Raw genomic sequence first — 19850 nt, 5'->3', positions numbered from 1 at the left:
TATTCCAATTTTAAAGCTAACATCAAAGGTACTACTGTGACGCCAACAGGTTCGGCAGGTGTAAAAGGGGTATTTGGCGAGAGCGTATCGCGCTTTTATCTGTCTTACGATCTGCCTGCTGCAATTGTTCGCTTTATTGATTTTGTACAACCTAAATTAATGATCGTGATTGAAACTAAACGTTTCCCATATAATCATCAGACATAATCCAAGATCAAGGATGTTTATACTGGCTGGAGTGTACATGGTTTATCCAAAGTATGAGTCATCAGGGAAATTGTTATGATAGTTCAGCTATTGAAAGTTTTCTGGGAAAAATACAGTCATTGATTTTTAATTATCTCTAAATTAAAGAAGGCATTATGTATAACTAGAAGCAGATAAAAACAAGTTTAAAGAATTTGAGCTCTGTATTATACAGAGCTCAATATTTAAGTAATTTATGAATAGCTCAACTTTATGGGAAACTTCAAAATGCGGTATTTTTTATTGAAATTTTAATTTAGTTAAACATCGCAGAAATAGATTCTTCGTTGCTAATACGACGGATGGCTTCTGCTAGCATGGAAGAAAGCGTAAGCACGCGAACTTTACCGATCGCTTTCATTTCTTCTGATAGTGGAATGGTGTCAGTCACAACAATCTCATCAATGGCATCGCTGGATAAGTTTTTGGCTGCTGCACCAGAAAAAACGGCGTGAGTTGCATAAGCAAATACACGTTTTGCACCGCGTTCTTTTAATGCTTCTGCCGCTTTACAAAGCGTACCGCCAGTATCAATCATATCATCTACCAAAATACAATCACGATCTGCAACATCTCCGATAATATGCATTACTTGTGCTACGTTTGCACGAGGGCGACGTTTGTCAATAATAGCCATATCCGTATCGTTTAATAATTTAGCGACAGCGCGAGCACGTACAACACCGCCAATATCTGGAGAAACAACAATTGGATTTTCAAGATCAGATTTTTTCAAAATATCGTGAATTAAAACTGGTGAACCAAATACGTTGTCCACTGGAACATCAAAGAAACCTTGGATTTGTTCTGCGTGTAGGTCGCAAGTTAATACGCGGTCAATACCAACAGTTGAAAGTAAATCTGCCACAACTTTAGCGGTAATTGGCACACGTGCTGAACGAACACGACGATCTTGGCGAGCATAGCCGAAATAAGGAATCACGGCAGTAATACGACCGGCAGATGCTCGACGTAATGCATCTACCATCACAATCAATTCCATCAAGTTATCATTGGTTGGTGCACAAGTTGATTGGATGATAAATACATCCGCACCACGCACATTTTCATTGATTTGAACTTGGATTTCACCATCACTGAAACGTGCGACCGTCGCATCGCCTAGTGAAATATATAAACGTTCAGAAATACGTTTTGCAAGTTCAGGTGTTGCATTACCCGCGAAGAGTTTAATGTCAGGCATTTTATAAAACCTCAGGTTTAGATTGTCGATGAGTATAAGTTGATGATAGCTGCTTCAACATTGTGTGCAAGGGAGAAACATTGAGTCCTTTAGCGACGAAACCAAAAAATTCTTTTGGTTTTTGTCTAAATACCGCTTGTGCCTCTGCCTCATGATCAAATTCAGCAAAAACACATGCTCCCGTTCCTGTTAATCTTGCCGGCGCATATTGTAGCAACCAGTTTAACGCTTTTTCAACGTTTGAATAATGATTTATCACAACTTTTTCGCAATCGTTTACATAAGGTTCACTCAAAAGTTGTTCTAGAGATTTTTTCGGTGTATTACGTGGTAAATTTGGATCTTGAAATATCACAGCCGTCGATATTGAATCATCGGGTTTTAATACAACAAACCATTTTTCGGCAGGTTCACAATAAGTGATTTTTTCCCCGACACCTTCAGCAAAAGCAGCGTGTCCATGTACAAATATTGGCACATCCGCGCCTAGTGCTAATCCTAATTTTGCCAGTTCATCAATGGATAAATTGGCTTGCCATAAATAATTTAACGCGACTAATGCGGTTGCTGCATTGGATGAACCACCACCGACACCCCCTCCCATTGGAAGAATTTTGTCTAAATGAATATTTGCACCCAATTGAATATTGACTTTTTCTTGTAAAAGTTTTGCAGCTCGATAAATCAGATTATCTTCCGTTTTTAGATTCGGAATTTCTGGCGTTAAAACAATTTGATTGTCTTCTTCACGAATACTCATTTCTAACCAATCGCCGAAATCTAAAAATTGGAAAAGTGTTTGTAATTCATGATAGCCGTTCGGCAATTTTCCGTTGATATAAAGAAATAAATTCAGTTTGGCTGGGCTAGGGAAGCGCAATGGCTTCCCATTTGATTGTGTTGTATTTTGACAAAGTGCGGTAGAAAATTGATGTGATTTCATTAATGTATTCATTAGTAAATCCACTCATCCACGCGAATTTTTAGAGTTTGTTTCGTGCTGTCATTTTTTAGCAGAATGTTTTCAGGCATCGAATTATTTGAATGATAAGTGAGATAATCTGCTGTCCATTGAGAGCCATCCACATGATAAGTAAATGCGCCAAGTAAATGGTTGGTGCCGACTTGATAATCCGCGTTCATTGCCGGTTGACCTTTTAACCAATAAGCTAAATGTTCTAATGGCACATCCATTCCAATAATCTCTTGTAATAATAGTTTGGCATCGGCTGCAGATTGTTGATTGCCGTTGTTATCGGAAATTGTCATCCCACTTTGATGCATTTGAATCAACAGAGTAGATTTACTGATTAAAGAATAGAGTTTAAGCGTATAAGATTTTGGATTTTTGTATTGCCATTCAAAGCGACTAGAAAAACGCTCTTTAGGGCTGATATAACCAATTTGTCCTTTGGCTTGATAGGATTGAATTTTTTGAATCTTTTGTAGATGTTGTTGCCATGTAGCGTCAGTTTTATCAATGTATTGCACGTTAACTGGACGTTCAGCATCCATTGTACAGGCTGTAAGTATGCTGGTTACAAAAAGTGCGGTGAGAAATTTAAACGTTTTCATATTATTCATCAAGTTAATAAGCTCGTGTATTTTAAGGATTTAGTTTAATTGAGTAAAGTTACTTTTATTTGTTAATTTTTTGGTAATTCGTTTTTGTTTGTTTAACCGCTAAGATTCTTCGTTTCGTCAATTCATTTCTGATTTCTTGTTTCTCAAATCCATCTGTAATAACTTGCTGTACATCTACTTCATTTGCCGCTTGTAATAATTGATTGATGTAATTTATTTGTGGATAGTCTTTATTTTCAAAACCTGTTCTACCTCGAGTATCAGCTAGACATACTTGTAGAAATTCTTGAAAGCGTTGAGGTTTTCTCCACACATCAAAACGATTAAACAGCGTTATGACGGTTTCAGCTCGAAGCTCAAAGGCTTTGTGAATATGCGTGTGAAATTCACAAGTCAGTTCTGCAAGTTCTTGAAAATAACTTGGGACTTTCAAGCGTTTGCATAATGTTCTAGTCGGTTTTATGCCAGCTTGTTCATGACCATAATGATGAGGAAGAATATTTTGAGGCGTAAGAGCCTTACCAAGATCATGACAAATTGCGACAAAACGGACCACACTTTTATTTAGGATTGGGTTATTTTCAGTCAAATTAACCGCTTGTTTTAATACCAACATGGTATGAATAAAACTATCCACTTCGGGATGATGTTTTACTGGATTTGGCACACCATAAAGGGCATCGATTTCAGGAAATAAAACGCTTAATGCACCTGTTTTATGTAAGGTTTCAAAATAAATTTCAGGATTTTTTTCGTTTAAGGCTTTTTCTGTTTCTAGCCAAACGCGTTCCGCAGTGAGATGTTGTAATTCTCCCGATTGGGCAAGTTCTGCCATTAGGGATAGCGTTTCCGATGCAATTTTGAAACCGAGAGAATGATAACGGGCAGCAAAGCGTGCCACGCGTAATACTCGTAAAGGGTCTTCTGAAAAAGCGGGAGAAATATGGCGCAAAATTCGATTTTCTAAATCTTGTTTTCCGCCATAAGGATCGATAATTTCACCGTCTTCGCTTTGAGCCATCGCGTTAATAGTGAGATCTCGTCGAATTAAATCTTGTTCTAATGTAATTGTTGGGGAGAAATCACAAATAAAGCCAGTATAACCTGCGCTAGATTTACGTTCTGTTCGGGCAAGCGCATATTCTTCTTTTGTTTTAGGATTGAGAAAAACCGGAAAATCTTTGCCTACTTGTTGATAACCGAGAGAGAGTAGCGTAGCGGGGTCTGCGCCTACCACAATCCAATCACGATCTTTTACCGGTAAACCTAATAATTGATCGCGAACAGCCCCACCAACCAAATAAACTTTCATTCGTGATTATGCCCAACCATCACGACGGCGACGTTTTGGTAAAACATAAGGAATAAGCAAGCCGAAGAGTAAGCCTACGCCCAATACTGAACCGCCATAAATAAACCATTGGATCGCAATTTCTCGTTTACCTGCATCAAGCATCGCTTCTAAATCACGATTTTTATTTTTAGTCATTTCAAGTTCACGTTTCAGTTGAGAATTTTGTTCTAAAAGATCCGCACTTTGTTGCTCAGCTTGTTTGGTTCGACGTTGCATTTCTAGGGTACGTTGTTGCCAATCGCCATCTAAACGACTAAGTTTTAAAGTTAATTCTTGAACTTGAGCTTTTAATTTTGGATTTTCTTCTTTACTACTTGGTGTGCTGCTTAAGTCTGAATTTAAAATCCAAGCTTCACGATTTTTATTGTCGCGAATTAGCGTGTATTTGCCTTGACGTTCTAATACATTTACCGCTTCGCCCGCTTGAATTGAACCTGCAATTTTAAATTGTTCACCAGCACCACGGCGTAAGAAAGTACTTAAATGTTCAGTAACATATTGGGTTTCCGCATAAGCAACATTTATTGATGTGCTTAAAAGTAAAGATGAGATTAAGGCTTTATAGATCTTTTTCATTTTTTCCCCTTAAACATCACAACAAAAGTGCGGTTAAAATTAACCGCACTTTTTATTGAGATCAATTAATTAAAGATAGTTCTTAGCACATAGAAAATAATGATGGCGAAAAATGCACCTGCTGGTAATGTGACAATCCAAGAACTAATGATATTTCGGATAACCGTTAAATTCAGTGCTGCGATACCACGAGCAAAACCGATACCTAAAATAGCTCCAACAAGTGTTTGTGTTGTTGAGATCGGTAAGCCTGTACCTGATGCAACTACAACCGTCATCGCGGTGGCAAATTGAGCGGCAAAGCCACGGCTTGGCGTTAAATCAGTAATCCCAGATCCAACAGTCGCCATTACTTTTTGTCCCATAGTAATTAAGCCCACAGCAATACCTAATGCACCTAATGGTAAAATCCACCAAGTTAAGGCTCCACCTGAAACAATTTTACCGCCTTCATTTACAATAGAGACCACTGCAGAAAGAGGGCCAATAGCATTGGCTACATCATTTGAACCATGAGCGAAAGCCATCGCACAAGCGGTTAATAACATTAAAATGCTGAAGACTTTTTCTACTGCACCAAAAGTGCCTTTGTTTGCTGATTGAGTGAAGGTTTTGCTTTTAAAATAGAAGTGGAAAAATAGCATGCCAATAAGGCTGATAACAAGTGAAATAAGTAGCGTTTCTTTACCTGAAAGATTTAAACCAACGTGTTTTAAACCTTTTGTCATTGTTACGATACAAAGCACAAATACGGTAATAGCCATATAATAAGGACCATATTTTTGTGCATTTTTTAATGGCTGTTCGGTATCAAAAATAAGTTTTTGCGTACTTGCAAAGATTGCATAAGCCAAAATTCCTGCAATGACAGGCGTGATAAACCAGCTACCAACAATGCTACCAATATTTGACCAATCTACTGCGCCAGGACCAATCGTAATACAGGCAAATCCAATAATTGCACCGATGATCGTATGAGTCCCTGAAACTGGCCATCCCATTTTGGTTGCAATAAATAACCAAGCACCCGATGCAAATAAGGTTGAAAGCATACCTAGAGCTAAAATATCTGGTGTATCGACAAATTGCATTGGATCGATTACACCACTTTTAATGGTTTCTGTTACTTCACCACCAGCTAGATAGGCACCAGCTGATTCAAAAATTAACGCAATAATAATTGCTTGTTTGGCGGTTACGGTACCAGATCCTACGGATGTTCCCATTGAGTTTGATACATCATTCGCTCCAATTCCGAACGCCATAAAAAAGCCAAAGGCTGCTGTGATCCACACCAACCAAGAACCATATTGACTAATAATTTCCATAGTTTATTTCCTATGTTTTGTTGATTATGAACGCGCGAGCATTAATTCTATACGCGAGCCAACACGTTGTGCTTGGTCAGCCAAAACGCCAACCCATTCAATAATTTTATATAAGAACATCACATCAATTGGGTTATAACGGCTCTCAATAGTGTAAAGCATTTTACGCAATTTGATTTGCATTTGGTCAGTATCATCTTCAATCGAATCAAGTTCTTGAATCATATCATTAACTAATTTAAGTTCACGACCTTTAAAACCAGTTTCCAAAAGTTGATCCATTTCTTCGATTACTCGATGTGCTTGGTGAATGGCATCTAAACTACGTTTTACGTAATGTAAGAATTCTTCCTGCATTTCTTCAGGAATACCAAATTGACGACCAATCATACGGCCTGCAATATCTTTAGCATAATTGGCAAGTTTATCTTGTTGAGTGACTAATTCTAAAAGATCAGTACGATCGATAGGTAAGAATAAACCACGTGGCAACTTCAAACGGATTTCGCGTTTCAATGTGTCTGCTTCACGCTCGCGTAGAGAAATCTCTAAGCGTTTTTCTTCCGCTTGCTCCCAATCCTTTGAGAAAGTCGTTTGAAAAAAAGGAATTAAAAGATCGCTACATTCGGTCACTTTTTCAGAGTGTTTTTGTAACGGTTTGAGAGGCGAATGGGCAAATAATCCGAGAATATTATTCATTGCCATAGGTGATTTACTCCAAATTAAGGGGTTAAAAATTCGTGCGCATATTACCTGATTTCTTGATAAATTACACGAAAAAGATCTTGATTTGCGATAGTTTGTCTGTATATTTGAACAGATAATATGGAGGGGTAAAATGAATAATGAAATTGAATTGAAATTAGCTATATCTAAAAAGATTGCTGACAGTTTGCCACAATATCTTGCAAAATTTACAATTTTAGATCATCAAAATTTATTTTTGAGTAATACTTATTATGATTATCCCGATCATTTTCTTGCGAAACAAAAAATGGGATTACGTATTCGTCAAGAAGATCAAGAACTTACATTAACGCTTAAAACTAACGGCGAAGTTGTTGGTGGATTGCATAGTCGCCCAGAATATAATTTATCATTAACCGAAAAAGAAACGCCAACCAATGCCCAATTAAGAGAACTTTATCCTTTTGAACAATTACCTAGCTCTACACTACAACCTATTTTCTCCACAGATTTTAACCGCACTTTTTGGTTAGTTGAATTTCAACAATCCAAAATTGAAGTGGCGTTCGATCAAGGCAAAATTATTGCAGGCGAATCTGAGCAACCTATTTGTGAAATTGAGTTTGAATTGAAATCTGGCAATGTGCAGGATCTTTTTGATTTTGTGGAAACTTTGCCTTTTGAAAGAGATATTTATTTTAGTAGTGCAAGTAAAGCGAAGCGTGGTTATTTGCTGGGCTCAAAACAATTTTTAACAGATTGGTTAAATAAATGGCGTGATTTCTTAAAAGAAGAACGAGAAGAAAGTGCGGAAGATTTTTGTGCAAAATTTAATTCCGTGTTGAAAATGGAACAGAAACTTTTGGAAGAAACCTTATCATTTTCTTCCGCACTTTTTAGCCAAGATTTTATGAAAACAGTGGAGCGAGTTGGGGCATTTTTTAATCTTTATCATTATTATGATGAAAATGGAAAAATCCTAGAAGCGGTGGCAACAGGGAAACAAAAAGAAACGCTCTTACCAGCTTTGTTAGAAAGCAATCAGAAAATCTTTGCTGAAATTCGTGATTTGATTCGTTTTCATAGTGAAACGAAAGACAATGAAAAAACTATTGAAAAATTGACCGCACTTTTGAAAAGTCGAGTTTATTTTGAGCGAATGATCAAATTAATGAGATTCTCGGCATAATGCGAATCAACCGTGCAAATGGGTAAGCTATACTTCTAGGCATTATGTAAGCTTGCCCTGAATAATATAACGATATTTAACCGTAAATATATGAATGCTCGGTTAAAGGATGAGAAGGATAAAAAATGGCTAAAGCCCCGAAAACAGCTTATGTATGTAACGATTGTGGTGCGGAGTTTTCTCGTTGGCAAGGGCAATGCTCGGCTTGTAAAGCGTGGAATACAATTACGGAAGTGCGGTTAATTTCCACGGCAAAATCAAAAAATGATCGTTTTAGTGGCTACGCGGGGGAAACTCAGGCAAAAATTCAAACGCTTTCTGAAATTAGTTTGCAAGAAACACCACGTTTTTCCAGTGGCTTTAATGAATTAGATCGCGTACTTGGTGGCGGGATCGTACCGGGCAGTGCGATTTTAATTGGTGGGCATCCTGGTGCAGGGAAAAGTACATTGTTATTACAAGTCATGTGCGGTTTAGCGAAAAACATGACTGCACTTTATGTAACGGGGGAGGAGTCGCTTCAACAAGTGGCTATGCGAGCTAATCGCTTAAATCTGCCGACAGATAAATTAAATATGTTATCTGAAACCTCAGTTGAGCAAATTTGTAATTTGGCGGATCAGTTGAAACCTCAAATTATTGTGGTGGATTCGATCCAGGTTATGCATCTTTCGGATATTCAATCCTCTCCAGGAAGTGTGGCACAAGTGCGTGAATGCGCCTCTTTCCTGACTCGTTATGCGAAAACCCGACAAGTTGCCATCATTATGGTTGGACATGTCACGAAAGACGGTACCCTTGCTGGTCCGAAAGTATTGGAACATGCCATTGACTGTTCGTTATTACTGGAAGGGGAGGCAGATTCCCGTTTCCGTACGTTACGTAGCCATAAAAACCGTTTTGGTGCAGTGAATGAGCTAGGGGTATTTGGTATGACCGAACAAGGCCTACGCGAGGTGAAAAATCCATCGGCGATTTTCTTAAGCCGTGGAGATGAGCAAACGACTGGTAGCTCGGTAATGGTTCTTTGGGAAGGAACGCGTCCGCTTTTGGTGGAAATTCAAGCGTTGGTGGATCATTCCATGCTTGCAAATCCGCGCCGTGTGGCAGTGGGGTTAGAACAAAATCGTTTAGCTTTATTGCTTGCAGTATTACATCGTCATGGTGGACTACAAATGTCGGATCAAGATGTTTTTGTGAATGTAGTTGGCGGTGTAAAAGTCGGAGAAACAGGGGCGGATCTTGCATTATTACTTGCATTAATTTCGAGTTTCCGTAATCGTCCATTGCCACAAGATTTAGTTGTCTTTGGTGAAGTCGGGTTAGCAGGTGAAATTCGACCGGTAACCAGTGGTCAAGAACGTATTAGTGAAGCCGCAAAACATGGTTTTAAACGCGCGATTGTCCCTTTTGCCAATAAGCCGAAAAGTACGGTTGAAAATATGCAAGTTTTTACGGTGAAGAAACTTTCCGATGCACTAGCTGTATTGGATAATTTCTAAATAATTCTATTAGAGATAATTAATAGTCTCAATGGAAATAAATTATCTAATTCCGTTGTACTGAAAAAATTAGCAAAATTTGTTAGAATAAACATACTTTTTATTCAAAGAAAAATAAGAAAATGGAAAAAAAACTGAATAAAGCGCTGGATGCGATTGATATAAAAATTCTTAATGAATTACAACGCAACGGTAAAATTTCTAATATTGATTTGTCGAAAAAAGTAGGGCTTTCACCCACGCCTTGTTTAGAACGTGTTAAACGTTTAGAAAAACAAGGTGTGATTATGGGATATCGCGCATTGTTGAATCCCGAATTATTGGAAGCACCTTTGCTTGTGATCGTGGAAATTACGTTAGTTCGTGGAAAACCTGATATATTTGAGGAATTTAATGCTGCAATTCAAGAGTTAGAAGAAATTCAAGAATGCCATTTAGTATCGGGCGATTTTGATTATTTATTAAAAACTCGTGTTGCTGATATGGCTGAATACCGAAAATTGCTGGGGACGACATTATTGCGTTTACCTGGTGTAAATGACACTCGCACTTATGTTGTGATGGAAGAAGTAAAACAAACCAATTTCCTTGTATTAAAATAATATGATTAAACAAATAACAGAACGATTTACACCAAGACAGTATTTAGCTGAACTTTTGCTTGGATTAACCGCCCTTTTTGGGCTTTATTTAATTATTGCTTGGTCAAGTTATACTCCACTTGATAATTCTTGGGCAACGGCTGGTGCGCACGGTGAAACAATTAATAAAGTCGGCGCATTTGGTGCGTGGATTGTCGATCTTTCTTTTGTTTTCTTAGGCTATGTCGCTCATGTTATTCCTTTTACAGTTTTTTTTGTACCTGTCTATTTATTGAAAACAAAAGCAGTTAAAAATCTTTCCTGTACTCGAATTATTTTACGTAGTTTTGGCTTTACCATGTTGATTATTGGGCTTTGCGTGATGAGTATGTTGCTTTTGCAAAGCAATGCCTTTTATTTAAGTGGTGGTGTATTGGGCGGTTCACTTGTTGTAAATTGGCTTTATCCAGCATTAGGTAAATTCGGAGCAGTTTTAATTGGTTTTATATTTGCTTTAATCGGTTTTATTTTTTGCTCTGGCGCCTCATTAATTCGACTGATTGTGGCCTTTTATCATTGGTTGACAATGAAAAATGAGCAGGAAGAAAATGTTGAGCAAGAAAAATCAACGGAAGAATTAGAGCAAATTGTGATTGTAAAATCAGATAGTTTAGAGATAGAAAATCTAGATCAAAATAATCTTAATGTGGAACAAAATAGTGAGATTGAAACTCAAAAATCATCTTTAGAGGCAGAAGACAACTCAGTTGATCAACCTTCGCATTTAATTAATATTCATGGTTTAAATCCAGAGGTTTCTATCAAATCAGAATATGAAGTTTCTCTTGAAGAGAGTGTAAAACCTCAGTTTTCTCTTGAGTTTGAATCGGAAACCTTGCCCAGTGTGAATTTATCGAGCGACGCGCATGGACAAACAGTAAGTAAAAATGATTTTGTGCCAGTGTGGAATAAACCGATAAAGCCTGCTGTTCAGGATAATGTCTCAATGAATCAAAGTGCGGATGATTTTACTAAGGTTTCCTTGCTTACAAATGATGAAATGCCAACAGTTTCATTAAAACCGACTCATGAATCTTTGAATACGGAAATGGCGGATAATAATTTTAATGTTCAAGCTGATGAAAGAGTACGCTTGGGTGATGATGAACTAAAATTTAACGTATCCTTACAGGATGATATGAGGGATGTTCAATTAGATAAAAATCAAGAAGAATCGCCTAATTATAAAGGTTATAGCGGTAGCTTGATTCATCCAGCATTCCAACAGCAAACAACAAAACGTGAAAAGCCTAGTACGCCGTTGCCAAGTTTAGAGTTATTATCAAAACATCCTGCAGTGGAACAAAATATTACGCAAGAAGAAGTTTTTGAAACGTCCCAACGTATTGAGCAACAATTACGTAATTTTAATGTGAAAGCGACTGTAAAAGATGTGCTTGTTGGCCCAGTTGTTACTCGCTATGAATTAGAATTACAACCTGGGGTGAAAGCGTCAAAAGTAACGAGTATTGATACTGATTTGGCGCGTGCATTAATGTTCCGTTCGATTCGTGTGGCAGAGGTTATTCCAGGTAAACCTTATATTGGTATTGAAACCCCAAATCTTCATCGTCAAATGGTGCCATTGCGTGATGTGTTAGATAGCAATGAATTCCGTGATAGCAAGGCAACTTTACCTATTGCTTTAGGTAAAGATATTAGTGGCAAACCAGTCATTGTTGATTTAGCAAAAATGCCACATTTATTGGTAGCAGGTTCTACGGGATCAGGTAAGTCTATTGGTGTGAATACGATGATTCTAAGTTTACTTTATCGTGTTCAATCAGAGGATGTGAAATTCATTATGATTGATCCTAAAACTGTTGAATTTGGTGCTTATAACGATATTCCACACTTGATAACTCCTGTTGTAACAGATATGAAAAAAGCGGCTAATGCGTTGCGTTGGTGTGTAGATGAAATGGAACGTCGTTATCAGTTGCTTTCAGCTCTACGTGTACGCAATATTGAAGGCTTTAACGAAAAAATCGATGAATACGAAGCAATGGGAATGCCTATTCCAAATCCAATTTGGCGACCTGGTGATACAATGGATGCAATGCCACCCACATTGAAAAAATTGAGTTATATTGTGGTTATTATTGATGAACTTGCCGATTTAATGATGGTGGCGGGTAAGCAAATCGAAGAACTGATTGCACGGTTGGCTCAAAAAGCGCGAGCTATTGGTATCCATTTAATTTTAGCCACACAACGCCCTTCTGTAGATGTGATTACAGGATTAATTAAAGCAAATATTCCAAGTCGCATTGCCTTTACGGTGGCTAGTAAAATTGACTCACGCACTATTCTTGATCAAGGTGGGGCAGAAGCCCTTTTAGGGCGTGGAGATATGCTTTATTCGGGGCAAGGTTCATCTGATTTAATCCGCGTACACGGAGCCTATATGAGTTATGATGAAGTCATCAATATTGCCGATGATTGGCGAGCGCGCGGTAAGCCTGATTATATCGATGGTATTTTAGAAAGCGCAGACGATGAAGATAATGCAGAAAAAGGAATATCAAGTGGTAGAGAATTAGATCCACTGTTTGATGAAGTGATGGATTTTGTTATTAATACCGGTACAACCTCAGTATCTTCTATTCAACGTAAATTCAGCGTAGGTTTTAACCGAGCCGCGCGTATTATGGATCAAATGGAAGAACAAGGAATTGTTAGCCCAATGCAAAATGGTAAGCGTGAGATTTTATCGCATCGTCCAGAATACTAATTTAAAAGGAAAGTAAAATGAAAAAAACAACCTTAAAATTTGCCGCACTTGCCTTACTTGGTTTGAGTAATTTTGCATTGGCTGATGCGGCAAGTGAATTGCAAATGCGTTTAGCCAAAGTCGATGTGTTAAGTGCAGAATTTGTGCAAACGGTGACTTCTGGAAGTGGCAAAAATGTTCAGCAGGGAAGTGGCAAACTTCAAATTAAACGCCCAAATTTATTCCGTATGGAGACTAAAACTCCTCAAGAAACCCAGATTATTTCTGATGGTAAAACCTTATGGTTCTACGATCCATTTGTGCAACAAGTAACAGCACAATGGGTGAAAGATGCGGTAAATAATACCCCTTTCGTCTTGCTCACAAGTAACGATAAAAGCCATTGGGATCAATATTCGGTTATGCAACAAATGGATACTTTCGTATTGAAACCTAAATCTTCCAAAAGTAATATCAAGCAATTTGATATTCGCGTCGATGCCAATGGCGTATTAAGAAATTTCAGTACGACAGAGAAAGATGGGCAAACCAATCTTTATGTTTTACGTAATATTACGAATCAAACGTTGTCTGATAGCTTGTTCCAATTCAAGCCAGAAAAAGGCGTTGAAGTGGATGACCAACGTAAAAAATAACAAATGATTATTTTAAATAAGGGCGTAGAAATACGCCCTTCAATTTTGTGAGAAATAAATATGTCTAATCTCAATTTTGATTTTGCCGAAAATGATTTTCGCCCACTGGCAGCCAAGATGCGTCCAACGAGTCTAGAGCAGTATTTTGGGCAAACTCATCTTATTGGTGAAGGTAAGCCGCTGCGTAAAGCTATTCAAGTTGGGCATATTCATTCTATGATTTTCTGGGGGCCACCAGGTACGGGGAAAACAACCCTTGCAGAAATCATAGCGCAACGTATTAATGCAGAAGTAGAGCGAATTTCTGCGGTGACGAGTGGTATCAAAGAAATTCGTGAAGCCATTGAGCGAGCAAAACAAAATCGTCTTGCGGATCGTAAAACTATCTTATTTGTGGATGAAGTCCATCGTTTTAATAAAAGCCAGCAAGATGCATTTTTACCGCACATTGAAGACGGAACCGTTATTTTTATTGGGGCGACAACAGAAAATCCCTCTTTTGAGCTAAATAATGCGTTGCTTTCTCGTGCTCGAGTTTATGTGCTGAAATCACTCACAACGGCTGAAATTGAACAAGTTTTGCAGCAAGCTGTAGAAGATCCTGAACGAGGATTGGGTAAAGAGCGGTTAATTTTAGAAGAGAATTTACTGCAAGTGCTTGCCGAATATGTCAATGGAGACGCGCGATTAGCTTTGAATTGCCTCGAATTAATGGTGGATATGGCAGATGAAACGGAAAATGGAAAGAAAATTGACCGCACTTTATTAAAAGAAGTCTTAGGCGAACGCCAAGCGAGATTTGATAAACAAGGTGATCGTTTCTATGATTTAATTTCTGCGCTACATAAATCTGTTCGAGGTTCTGCACCAGATGCTGCATTGTATTGGTATGCACGAATTTTGACAGCGGGTGGAGACCCTTTATATGTTGCGCGCCGATTACTTGCCATTGCTTCAGAAGATGTGGGAAATGCAGATCCTCGCGCTATGCAAGTCGCATTGGCTGCATGGGATTGCTTTACTCGCGTGGGCGCTTATGAAGGAGAGAGAGCCATTGCCCAAGCCATTATTTATCTTGCAGTAGCACCAAAAAGTAATGCGGTTTATACTGCATTTAACACTGCAAAACAGCAAGCGAAAGATTTACCCGATTATGATGTTCCACCACATTTACGCAATGCGCCGACTAATTTAATGAAAGAGCTTGGCTATGGGGCTGAATATCGCTATGCTCATGATGAACCTAACGCTTATGCGGCAGGTGAAAATTATTTCCCGCCTGAATTAAAAGACACTCAATATTATTTTCCGACAAATAGAGGTATGGAAATTCAGATTAAGGAAAAACTAGAACGATTACGTGAGCAAGATAAAAGTGCGGTGAAAAAACGGTATAAATAATCTCAATTTGGGATTTTTTTAAGAATGGAATGAAAGTGCGGTTAATTTTGAAAACTTTTTTGAAATTTACCGCACTTTTTAATTTAACCTCTTAAGCAAATTTTCTCAAATTCACTAAAGAATGTTGGAAAGGTTTTGGCAGTACATTTGGGATCTAAAATTGTCACTGGTGTATTGGACAGAGCGATTAGAGAAAAACACATTGCCATGCGGTGATCGTTATAAGTTTCAATATCAGCATGTTTAAACTGATTGAGTGCAAGAGGTTGAATTCGAATAAAATCTTCACCTTCTTCGACTTCTGCACCGACTTTACGCAGTTCGGTTGCCATTGCTGTTAAACGATCTGTTTCTTTCACACGCCAGTTATAAATATTTCGAATGACGCTTTCCCCTTTAGCAAAAAGAGCTGTGGTTGCAATTGTCATTGCTGCATCTGGAATGTGGTTCATATCCATATCAATGCCATGCAATTCAGCACGTTCGGCTTGAATAAAATCCTCTCCCCAAGTGATTTTTGCCCCCATTCTTTCTAATACATCAGCAAATAAACGATCGCCCTGAATAGAGTTTTTGCCAATTCCAGTGACTTTTACTTTTCCTTTAATGGCGCCAGCTGCGAGAAAGTAAGAGGCTGATGAGGCATCGCCTTCTACCAAATATTTTCCAGGTGAAATGTAGGATTGATTTCCCTTAACTTGAAATTTTTGGTAGTGATGATTTTCAACGTGAACACCAAAATCTCGCATCATTGCAAGGGTAATGTCAATATAGGGTTTAGAGACTAGTTCTCCGATAATTTCGATTTCTGTGTTATTTTCTGCAAGTGGCGCAGATATTAAAAGTGCGGTCAAAAATTGAGATGAAATAGAGCCATCAATTTTGATATTCCCACCTTTTATACCTTTATTGAGAATTGCGACTGGAGGATAACCTTCATTTTCTAAGTAGCGAATATTTGCACCCGCTTGGCGTAAAGCATCGACTAAATGGAGTATTGGACGCTCTTTCATACGAGGCTCGCCCGTTAAGATGATTTCGCTTTCTGTTTCTCCTTTTAAGCAAAGCGCAGCGGTTAATGAACGCATTGCCGTCCCCGCATTGCCAAGAAAGAGCGAAAGATTATTCTGTATATTGAATGCTCCGCCTAACCCCTCTATTTCACAAATAGTTTTGTCATCAGAAAGTTGGTAGCGTACACCTAACGTTTTGAGGGCGTTAAGCATATGTCTAATATCATCACTATCTAATAAATTGGTTACTTTTGTTGTGCCTTTAGCTAAGGCGGCTAAAAGTAATGCGCGGTTCGATAAACTTTTAGAACCTGGTAAATTAATTGTTCCTTCTACCGCACTTATTGGTGCAAGAGTAATTTTTTCCATTACAGCACCACCGTTTTATTTTTATAAACAAAAATTCTATCGTGTAAAGCGAGATCAAGGGCACGACTTAACACGGTTTTTTCCACATCACGGCCAGCACGCATCATCGCTTCAGCATTATAAGTATGATCAACATTAATGACATTTTGCATAATGATTGGGCCTTGATCTAATTCGTTATTAATAAAATGTGCAGTTGCGCCAATAATTTTTACACCTCGTTCATAGGCTTGTTGATAAGGTTTTGCACCAATAAAAGCAGGTAAGAATGAATGGTGGATATTAATCACTCGATTTGGATAACGCGCGACAAATTCAGGATTTAACACACGCATATATTTAGCGAGAACAATATAATCTGGCGTATATTCATCAATTTTTTCTGCCAGTAATTTGTCGTGTTCCACACGGGTTAAGTTTTCGTGGCTAATCAAATGAAATGGAATATTAAAACGTTCAACAAGTTCACGTAAATTATCGTGGTTGCCGATGACTGCCGCAATTTCTACATCAAGCGCACCATAATAATTTTTCATTAAAATATCGCCAAGGCAGTGAGCTTCTTTTGTGACTAAAATTACAATTCGCTTACATTGGGTGCTAATTAATCGACAATTCGTTCCTTCGGGTAAGCTATATTTTAGATCTTCTAATAAAGTAGTTTCGTTAAAAATACCTTCCAATTCTGTACGCATAAAGAAATGCTTGGTTTCAAAATCTACAAATTCATTATTATGCAGAATATTTAGTTGATGTTTGTAACAAATATTAGTTATTTTTGCGATTAAGCCTTTATCATCAGGGCAATCAGTGAGTAATATTTTTTTTTCGATCATAATGTTGTGTGCTATGTTTAGATAAAAAAATAGAACCCATAAAAATGAGTTCTAGTTTCAAATAGAAAAATTAAATTTCAAAATCAGATAATGATTTACCTTTGTTCAATGCATTTTGAATTGGACGTGGTGTGCGACCTTGACCCGTCCAAGTTTTATGCTCGCCATTTTCATCAATAAATGCATATTTTGCTGGACGAGGTGGACGTTTTGCTCTAGCAGATGTTGTTGCTGTACCAAAGATCTCTTGTAATTCTTCAGGTGTAATACCTTCTTTTTCCATTAATTCTTTATATTTAGCTAAACGCTCTTTTCGCTCTGTCTCTGCTTTAATTAATTCTGCTTCATTAGCACGTTTCTCTTCAACCGCAGTTTGTAATTTTTCAAGAGCACTTTCCGCTTGTTCTAAAGTTAATTCGCGCACTGCCGCACGTAAACTACGAAGATTTGTCAAACCTTTTGCTAATTCGTTCATAATAAACCTCTATAAAATAATTTTGAGTGTGGGAAAATTTATCTAATAATAGAGAAAATAAAATTTATTGTAAATATCTATTATTAAATAAATGGTCGGAACAGATATATATTTATATTTTTTTCGTGTTTATTTCATTTATATTTTTTATTCAATCTAATAAATTTTTTACAAAAACTGTTGGCATTTGGATTTTTTTACGGTAATCTCTGAGCTACTACAAAAGTAGAGGTGCAATCATTATAAGTATTTTTTCAGAGTGGATAACGATGAAGAAAAAAGAAAGGAATGATTGCCGAAATCAAACAAAAGTCATTTTGTTTGGTTGGTGGCGTACTCGAAAGGGGCGACACTGTCATAGTTTTTTTGATTAACTATGGAGCGCTACGGTTGTTCTGGTCTTATTCTGTCCTTTGCTTTCCGTTCTCTCCATTAATTGTAGGTATCTCTTAATGGAACTTATCGATTTTTCATCCTCAGTTTGGTCAATTATTCCAGCTTTATTGGCGATTGTCTTGGCCATTGCAACTCGTCGTGTATTGGTGTCTCTCAGCGCAGGGATTATTGTTGGTGCGTTAATGTTAGGCGGCTGGAATATTGGTTCGTCTTTCAGCTATTTATCAAGCAACGTGATTTCACTTGTTTATGCTGATGGCGCAATTAACTCTAATATGAACATTGTCTTGTTCTTATTATTACTTGGTGTTTTAACCGCACTTTTAACGGTATCTGGCAGTAATCGTGCGTTTGCTGAATGGGCACAAAACCGTATTAAAGGTCGTCGTGGTGCTAAATTATTAGCTGCATCATTAGTTTTTGTTACTTTTATTGACGATTATTTCCACAGTCTTGCTGTAGGCGCAATTGCTCGTCCAGTGACAGACCGTTTTAAAGTTTCTCGTGCGAAACTTGCTTATATTTTGGATTCAACGGCAGCACCGATGTGTGTAATGATGCCAGTTTCAAGTTGGGGCGCATACATTATTACCTTAGTCGGTGGTTTATTAGCGACTTATTCGATTACTGAGTACACACCAATTGGTGCATTCGTGGCAATGAGCTCAATGAACTTCTATGCAATTTTCTCAATTATCATGGTGTTCTTTGTGGCATATTTTTCTTTCGATATCGCTTCAATGGCACGCCATGAAAAATTAGCTTTGGAAGATTCTGAAAATGAATTAGAAGAAGAAACTGGTGCAAAAGGTCATGTACGTAATCTTGTATTGCCTATTTTAGTTTTAATTATCTCAACAGTTTCAATGATGATTTACACGGGTGCAGATGCATTAGCTGCAGATGGTAAAGAATTTAGTATCTTAGGTGCGTTTGAAAATACTGTTGTTGGAACTTCTTTAGTTTTTGGTGGTACTTGCTCTATTCTTGTTTCTACTTTATTAATTATTCTTGATCGTCAGGTGAGTATTCCTGAATATGCACGTTCTTGGATCACAGGTATTAAATCAATGGCTGGTGCAATTGCGATTTTATTCTTTGCGTGGACAATTAATAAAGTCGTTGGGGATATGCAAACGGGTAAATATTTATCTTCTCTAGTTTCTGGCAATATTCCAATGCAATTTTTACCAGTAATCTTATTTATTCTTGGTTCTGCAATGGCATTCTCAACTGGTACTAGCTGGGGGACATTCGGTATTATGTTACCAATTGCCGCAGCAATGGCAGCGAATGCAGCACCAGAATTATTGCTTCCTTGTTTATCTGCAGTAATGGCTGGGGCTGTATGTGGTGATCATTGCTCGCCAGTATCAGATACAACAATTTTGTCTTCAACGGGCGCAAAATGTAATCATATTGATCACGTTACTACTCAGCTTCCTTATGCTGCCACAGTTGCAACTGCAACGGCTATTGGTTACATTGTGGTAGGATTTACTTATTCAGGTTTAGCTGGTTTTGCAGCAACGGCGGTTTCATTATTTTTAATCGTATTTGCAGTGAAAAAACGTTAAAAATGTGATCTTGCTCAAAAATCTAAATAAAATATAAAATTTTGATAAATTTATAAAATGCGACATAAGGTCGCATTTTTTTATTTAAAAGTGCTATTTTTTT

At 37.7% G+C, this 19850-nt stretch carries 17 protein-coding genes, 1 pseudogene and 1 riboswitch; of the genes and pseudogenes, 8 read left to right on the top strand and 10 right to left on the bottom strand.

From position 1 onward, the window contains the following. Nucleotides 1–21: 21 nt before the first annotated feature. Nucleotides 22–189 (top strand): annotated as a pseudogene (locus tag ABW51_RS09890) (glycosyltransferase N-terminal domain-containing protein); the annotation flags it as partial. A gap of 313 nt (nucleotides 190–502) precedes the next feature. On the opposite strand, the gene ABW51_RS08010 reads toward ABW51_RS09890, so the two are convergent. The 7 genes from ABW51_RS08010 to ABW51_RS07980 all read right to left on the bottom strand — a co-directional run bounded on the left by ABW51_RS08010 (nucleotide 503) and on the right by ABW51_RS07980 (nucleotide 6997). Further along, nucleotides 503–1450, bottom strand: a complete 948-nt coding sequence (locus ABW51_RS08010; RefSeq protein ID WP_053466315.1) for a ribose-phosphate pyrophosphokinase — start codon at nucleotides 1448–1450, stop codon at nucleotides 503–505. Nucleotide 1451: 1 nt separating this feature from the next. Next, nucleotides 1452–2393: a 4-(cytidine 5'-diphospho)-2-C-methyl-D-erythritol kinase gene (ispE, locus tag ABW51_RS08005; protein WP_053466324.1), complete on the bottom strand. Its 942-nt coding sequence runs from the start codon at nucleotides 2391–2393 to the stop codon at nucleotides 1452–1454. An 11-nt stretch (nucleotides 2394–2404) separates the two neighbouring features. Next, entirely contained in the window at nucleotides 2405–3025 is a 621-nt protein-coding gene (gene lolB / locus ABW51_RS08000) for a lipoprotein insertase outer membrane protein LolB (protein ID WP_053466314.1), read from the bottom strand. A gap of 64 nt (nucleotides 3026–3089) precedes the next feature. Continuing rightward, nucleotides 3090–4346 (bottom strand): multifunctional CCA addition/repair protein, encoded by a 1257-nt coding sequence (locus tag ABW51_RS07995; RefSeq protein WP_053466313.1) that lies wholly within the window; start codon nucleotides 4344–4346, stop codon nucleotides 3090–3092. A gap of 6 nt (nucleotides 4347–4352) precedes the next feature. Next, complete coding sequence (locus ABW51_RS07990) at nucleotides 4353–4964, bottom strand: TIGR04211 family SH3 domain-containing protein (RefSeq protein ID WP_053466312.1); 612 nt, start codon at nucleotides 4962–4964, stop codon at nucleotides 4353–4355. A 65-nt stretch (nucleotides 4965–5029) separates the two neighbouring features. Next, nucleotides 5030–6292, bottom strand: a complete 1263-nt coding sequence (locus ABW51_RS07985; protein WP_053466311.1) for an inorganic phosphate transporter — start codon at nucleotides 6290–6292, stop codon at nucleotides 5030–5032. A 24-nt stretch (nucleotides 6293–6316) separates the two neighbouring features. Beyond that, nucleotides 6317–6997 carry a TIGR00153 family protein gene (locus ABW51_RS07980; protein WP_053466310.1) on the bottom strand — a complete coding sequence of 227 codons (681 nt, stop codon included), beginning with the start codon at nucleotides 6995–6997 and terminating at the stop codon, nucleotides 6317–6319. 133 nt (nucleotides 6998–7130) lie between these two features. Between ABW51_RS07980 and ABW51_RS07975 the strand changes: the two genes are divergently transcribed. The 6 genes from ABW51_RS07975 to ABW51_RS07950 all read left to right on the top strand — a co-directional run bounded on the left by ABW51_RS07975 (nucleotide 7131) and on the right by ABW51_RS07950 (nucleotide 15081). Next, nucleotides 7131–8168, top strand: coding sequence for a CYTH domain-containing protein (locus ABW51_RS07975; RefSeq protein WP_053466309.1), 1038 nt, complete (start codon nucleotides 7131–7133; stop codon nucleotides 8166–8168). Between the two features lie 125 nt (nucleotides 8169–8293). Then, nucleotides 8294–9670, top strand: a complete 1377-nt coding sequence (gene radA / locus ABW51_RS07970) for a DNA repair protein RadA (RefSeq protein WP_053466308.1) — start codon at nucleotides 8294–8296, stop codon at nucleotides 9668–9670. A 122-nt stretch (nucleotides 9671–9792) separates the two neighbouring features. Further along, on the top strand, nucleotides 9793–10272 hold the full coding sequence (lrp, locus tag ABW51_RS07965) for a leucine-responsive transcriptional regulator Lrp (RefSeq protein WP_005632464.1): 480 nt from the start codon (nucleotides 9793–9795) through the stop codon (nucleotides 10270–10272). A gap of 1 nt (nucleotide 10273) precedes the next feature. Continuing rightward, a complete protein-coding gene (locus ABW51_RS07960; RefSeq protein WP_053466307.1) occupies nucleotides 10274–13045 on the top strand; it encodes a DNA translocase FtsK in 2772 nt (923 codons plus the stop codon). A 17-nt stretch (nucleotides 13046–13062) separates the two neighbouring features. Beyond that, nucleotides 13063–13680: an outer membrane lipoprotein chaperone LolA gene (gene lolA, locus ABW51_RS07955; RefSeq protein ID WP_053466306.1), complete on the top strand. Its 618-nt coding sequence runs from the start codon at nucleotides 13063–13065 to the stop codon at nucleotides 13678–13680. 60 nt (nucleotides 13681–13740) lie between these two features. Then, a complete protein-coding gene (locus tag ABW51_RS07950) occupies nucleotides 13741–15081 on the top strand; it encodes a replication-associated recombination protein A (RefSeq protein WP_053466305.1) in 1341 nt (446 codons plus the stop codon). An 83-nt stretch (nucleotides 15082–15164) separates the two neighbouring features. Here the strand turns inward: ABW51_RS07950 and aroA are convergent, their stop codons facing one another. The 3 genes from aroA to ABW51_RS07935 all read right to left on the bottom strand — a co-directional run bounded on the left by aroA (nucleotide 15165) and on the right by ABW51_RS07935 (nucleotide 17774). Continuing rightward, the gene (gene aroA / locus ABW51_RS07945; RefSeq protein ID WP_053466304.1) at nucleotides 15165–16463 is read right to left on the bottom strand and encodes a 3-phosphoshikimate 1-carboxyvinyltransferase; all 1299 of its coding nucleotides are present in this window, start codon (nucleotides 16461–16463) and stop codon (nucleotides 15165–15167) included. Next, nucleotides 16463–17299, bottom strand: a complete 837-nt coding sequence (purU, locus tag ABW51_RS07940) for a formyltetrahydrofolate deformylase (protein ID WP_053466303.1) — start codon at nucleotides 17297–17299, stop codon at nucleotides 16463–16465. Before purU ends, aroA begins: the two co-directional genes overlap by 1 nt. Before the next feature lie 70 nt (nucleotides 17300–17369). Continuing rightward, complete coding sequence (locus ABW51_RS07935; protein ID WP_053466302.1) at nucleotides 17370–17774, bottom strand: H-NS histone family protein; 405 nt, start codon at nucleotides 17772–17774, stop codon at nucleotides 17370–17372. 218 nt (nucleotides 17775–17992) lie between these two features. Beyond that, nucleotides 17993–18169, top strand: a riboswitch (Lysine riboswitch). A gap of 57 nt (nucleotides 18170–18226) precedes the next feature. Here ABW51_RS07935 and ABW51_RS07930 point away from each other — a divergent pair. Then, nucleotides 18227–19747, top strand: coding sequence for a Na+/H+ antiporter NhaC family protein (locus ABW51_RS07930; RefSeq protein ID WP_053466301.1), 1521 nt, complete (start codon nucleotides 18227–18229; stop codon nucleotides 19745–19747). The last annotated feature ends 103 nt before the right edge of the window (nucleotides 19748–19850 follow it).

It is taken from the genome of Haemophilus sp. C1, from assembly GCF_001276515.1.
Taxonomy (GTDB): domain Bacteria; phylum Pseudomonadota; class Gammaproteobacteria; order Enterobacterales; family Pasteurellaceae; genus Haemophilus.
The sequence above is the reverse complement of the archived record's forward strand: the minus strand, read 5'-3'. Positions and strand labels throughout refer to the sequence as shown.

Excerpts from the sequence above, each read along its gene's own strand:
- ABW51_RS08010 (WP_053466315.1), bottom strand. The coding sequence starts at position 1,450 with ATGCCTGACATTAAACTCTTCGCGGGTAATGCAACACCTGAACTTGCA.
- ispE (WP_053466324.1), bottom strand. The coding sequence starts at position 2,393 with ATGAAATCACATCAATTTTCTACCGCACTTTGTCAAAATACAACACAA.
- lolB (WP_053466314.1), bottom strand. The coding sequence starts at position 3,025 with ATGAAAACGTTTAAATTTCTCACCGCACTTTTTGTAACCAGCATACTT.
- ABW51_RS07995 (WP_053466313.1), bottom strand. The coding sequence starts at position 4,346 with ATGAAAGTTTATTTGGTTGGTGGGGCTGTTCGCGATCAATTATTAGGT.
- ABW51_RS07990 (WP_053466312.1), bottom strand. The coding sequence starts at position 4,964 with ATGAAAAAGATCTATAAAGCCTTAATCTCATCTTTACTTTTAAGCACA.
- ABW51_RS07985 (WP_053466311.1), bottom strand. The coding sequence starts at position 6,292 with ATGGAAATTATTAGTCAATATGGTTCTTGGTTGGTGTGGATCACAGCA.
- ABW51_RS07980 (WP_053466310.1), bottom strand. The coding sequence starts at position 6,997 with ATGGCAATGAATAATATTCTCGGATTATTTGCCCATTCGCCTCTCAAA.
- ABW51_RS07975 (WP_053466309.1), top strand. The coding sequence starts at position 7,131 with ATGAATAATGAAATTGAATTGAAATTAGCTATATCTAAAAAGATTGCT.
- radA (WP_053466308.1), top strand. The coding sequence starts at position 8,294 with ATGGCTAAAGCCCCGAAAACAGCTTATGTATGTAACGATTGTGGTGCG.
- lrp (WP_005632464.1), top strand. The coding sequence starts at position 9,793 with ATGGAAAAAAAACTGAATAAAGCGCTGGATGCGATTGATATAAAAATT.
- ABW51_RS07960 (WP_053466307.1), top strand. The coding sequence starts at position 10,274 with ATGATTAAACAAATAACAGAACGATTTACACCAAGACAGTATTTAGCT.
- lolA (WP_053466306.1), top strand. The coding sequence starts at position 13,063 with ATGAAAAAAACAACCTTAAAATTTGCCGCACTTGCCTTACTTGGTTTG.
- ABW51_RS07950 (WP_053466305.1), top strand. The coding sequence starts at position 13,741 with ATGTCTAATCTCAATTTTGATTTTGCCGAAAATGATTTTCGCCCACTG.
- aroA (WP_053466304.1), bottom strand. The coding sequence starts at position 16,463 with ATGGAAAAAATTACTCTTGCACCAATAAGTGCGGTAGAAGGAACAATT.
- purU (WP_053466303.1), bottom strand. The coding sequence starts at position 17,299 with ATGATCGAAAAAAAAATATTACTCACTGATTGCCCTGATGATAAAGGC.
- ABW51_RS07935 (WP_053466302.1), bottom strand. The coding sequence starts at position 17,774 with ATGAACGAATTAGCAAAAGGTTTGACAAATCTTCGTAGTTTACGTGCG.
- ABW51_RS07930 (WP_053466301.1), top strand. The coding sequence starts at position 18,227 with ATGGAACTTATCGATTTTTCATCCTCAGTTTGGTCAATTATTCCAGCT.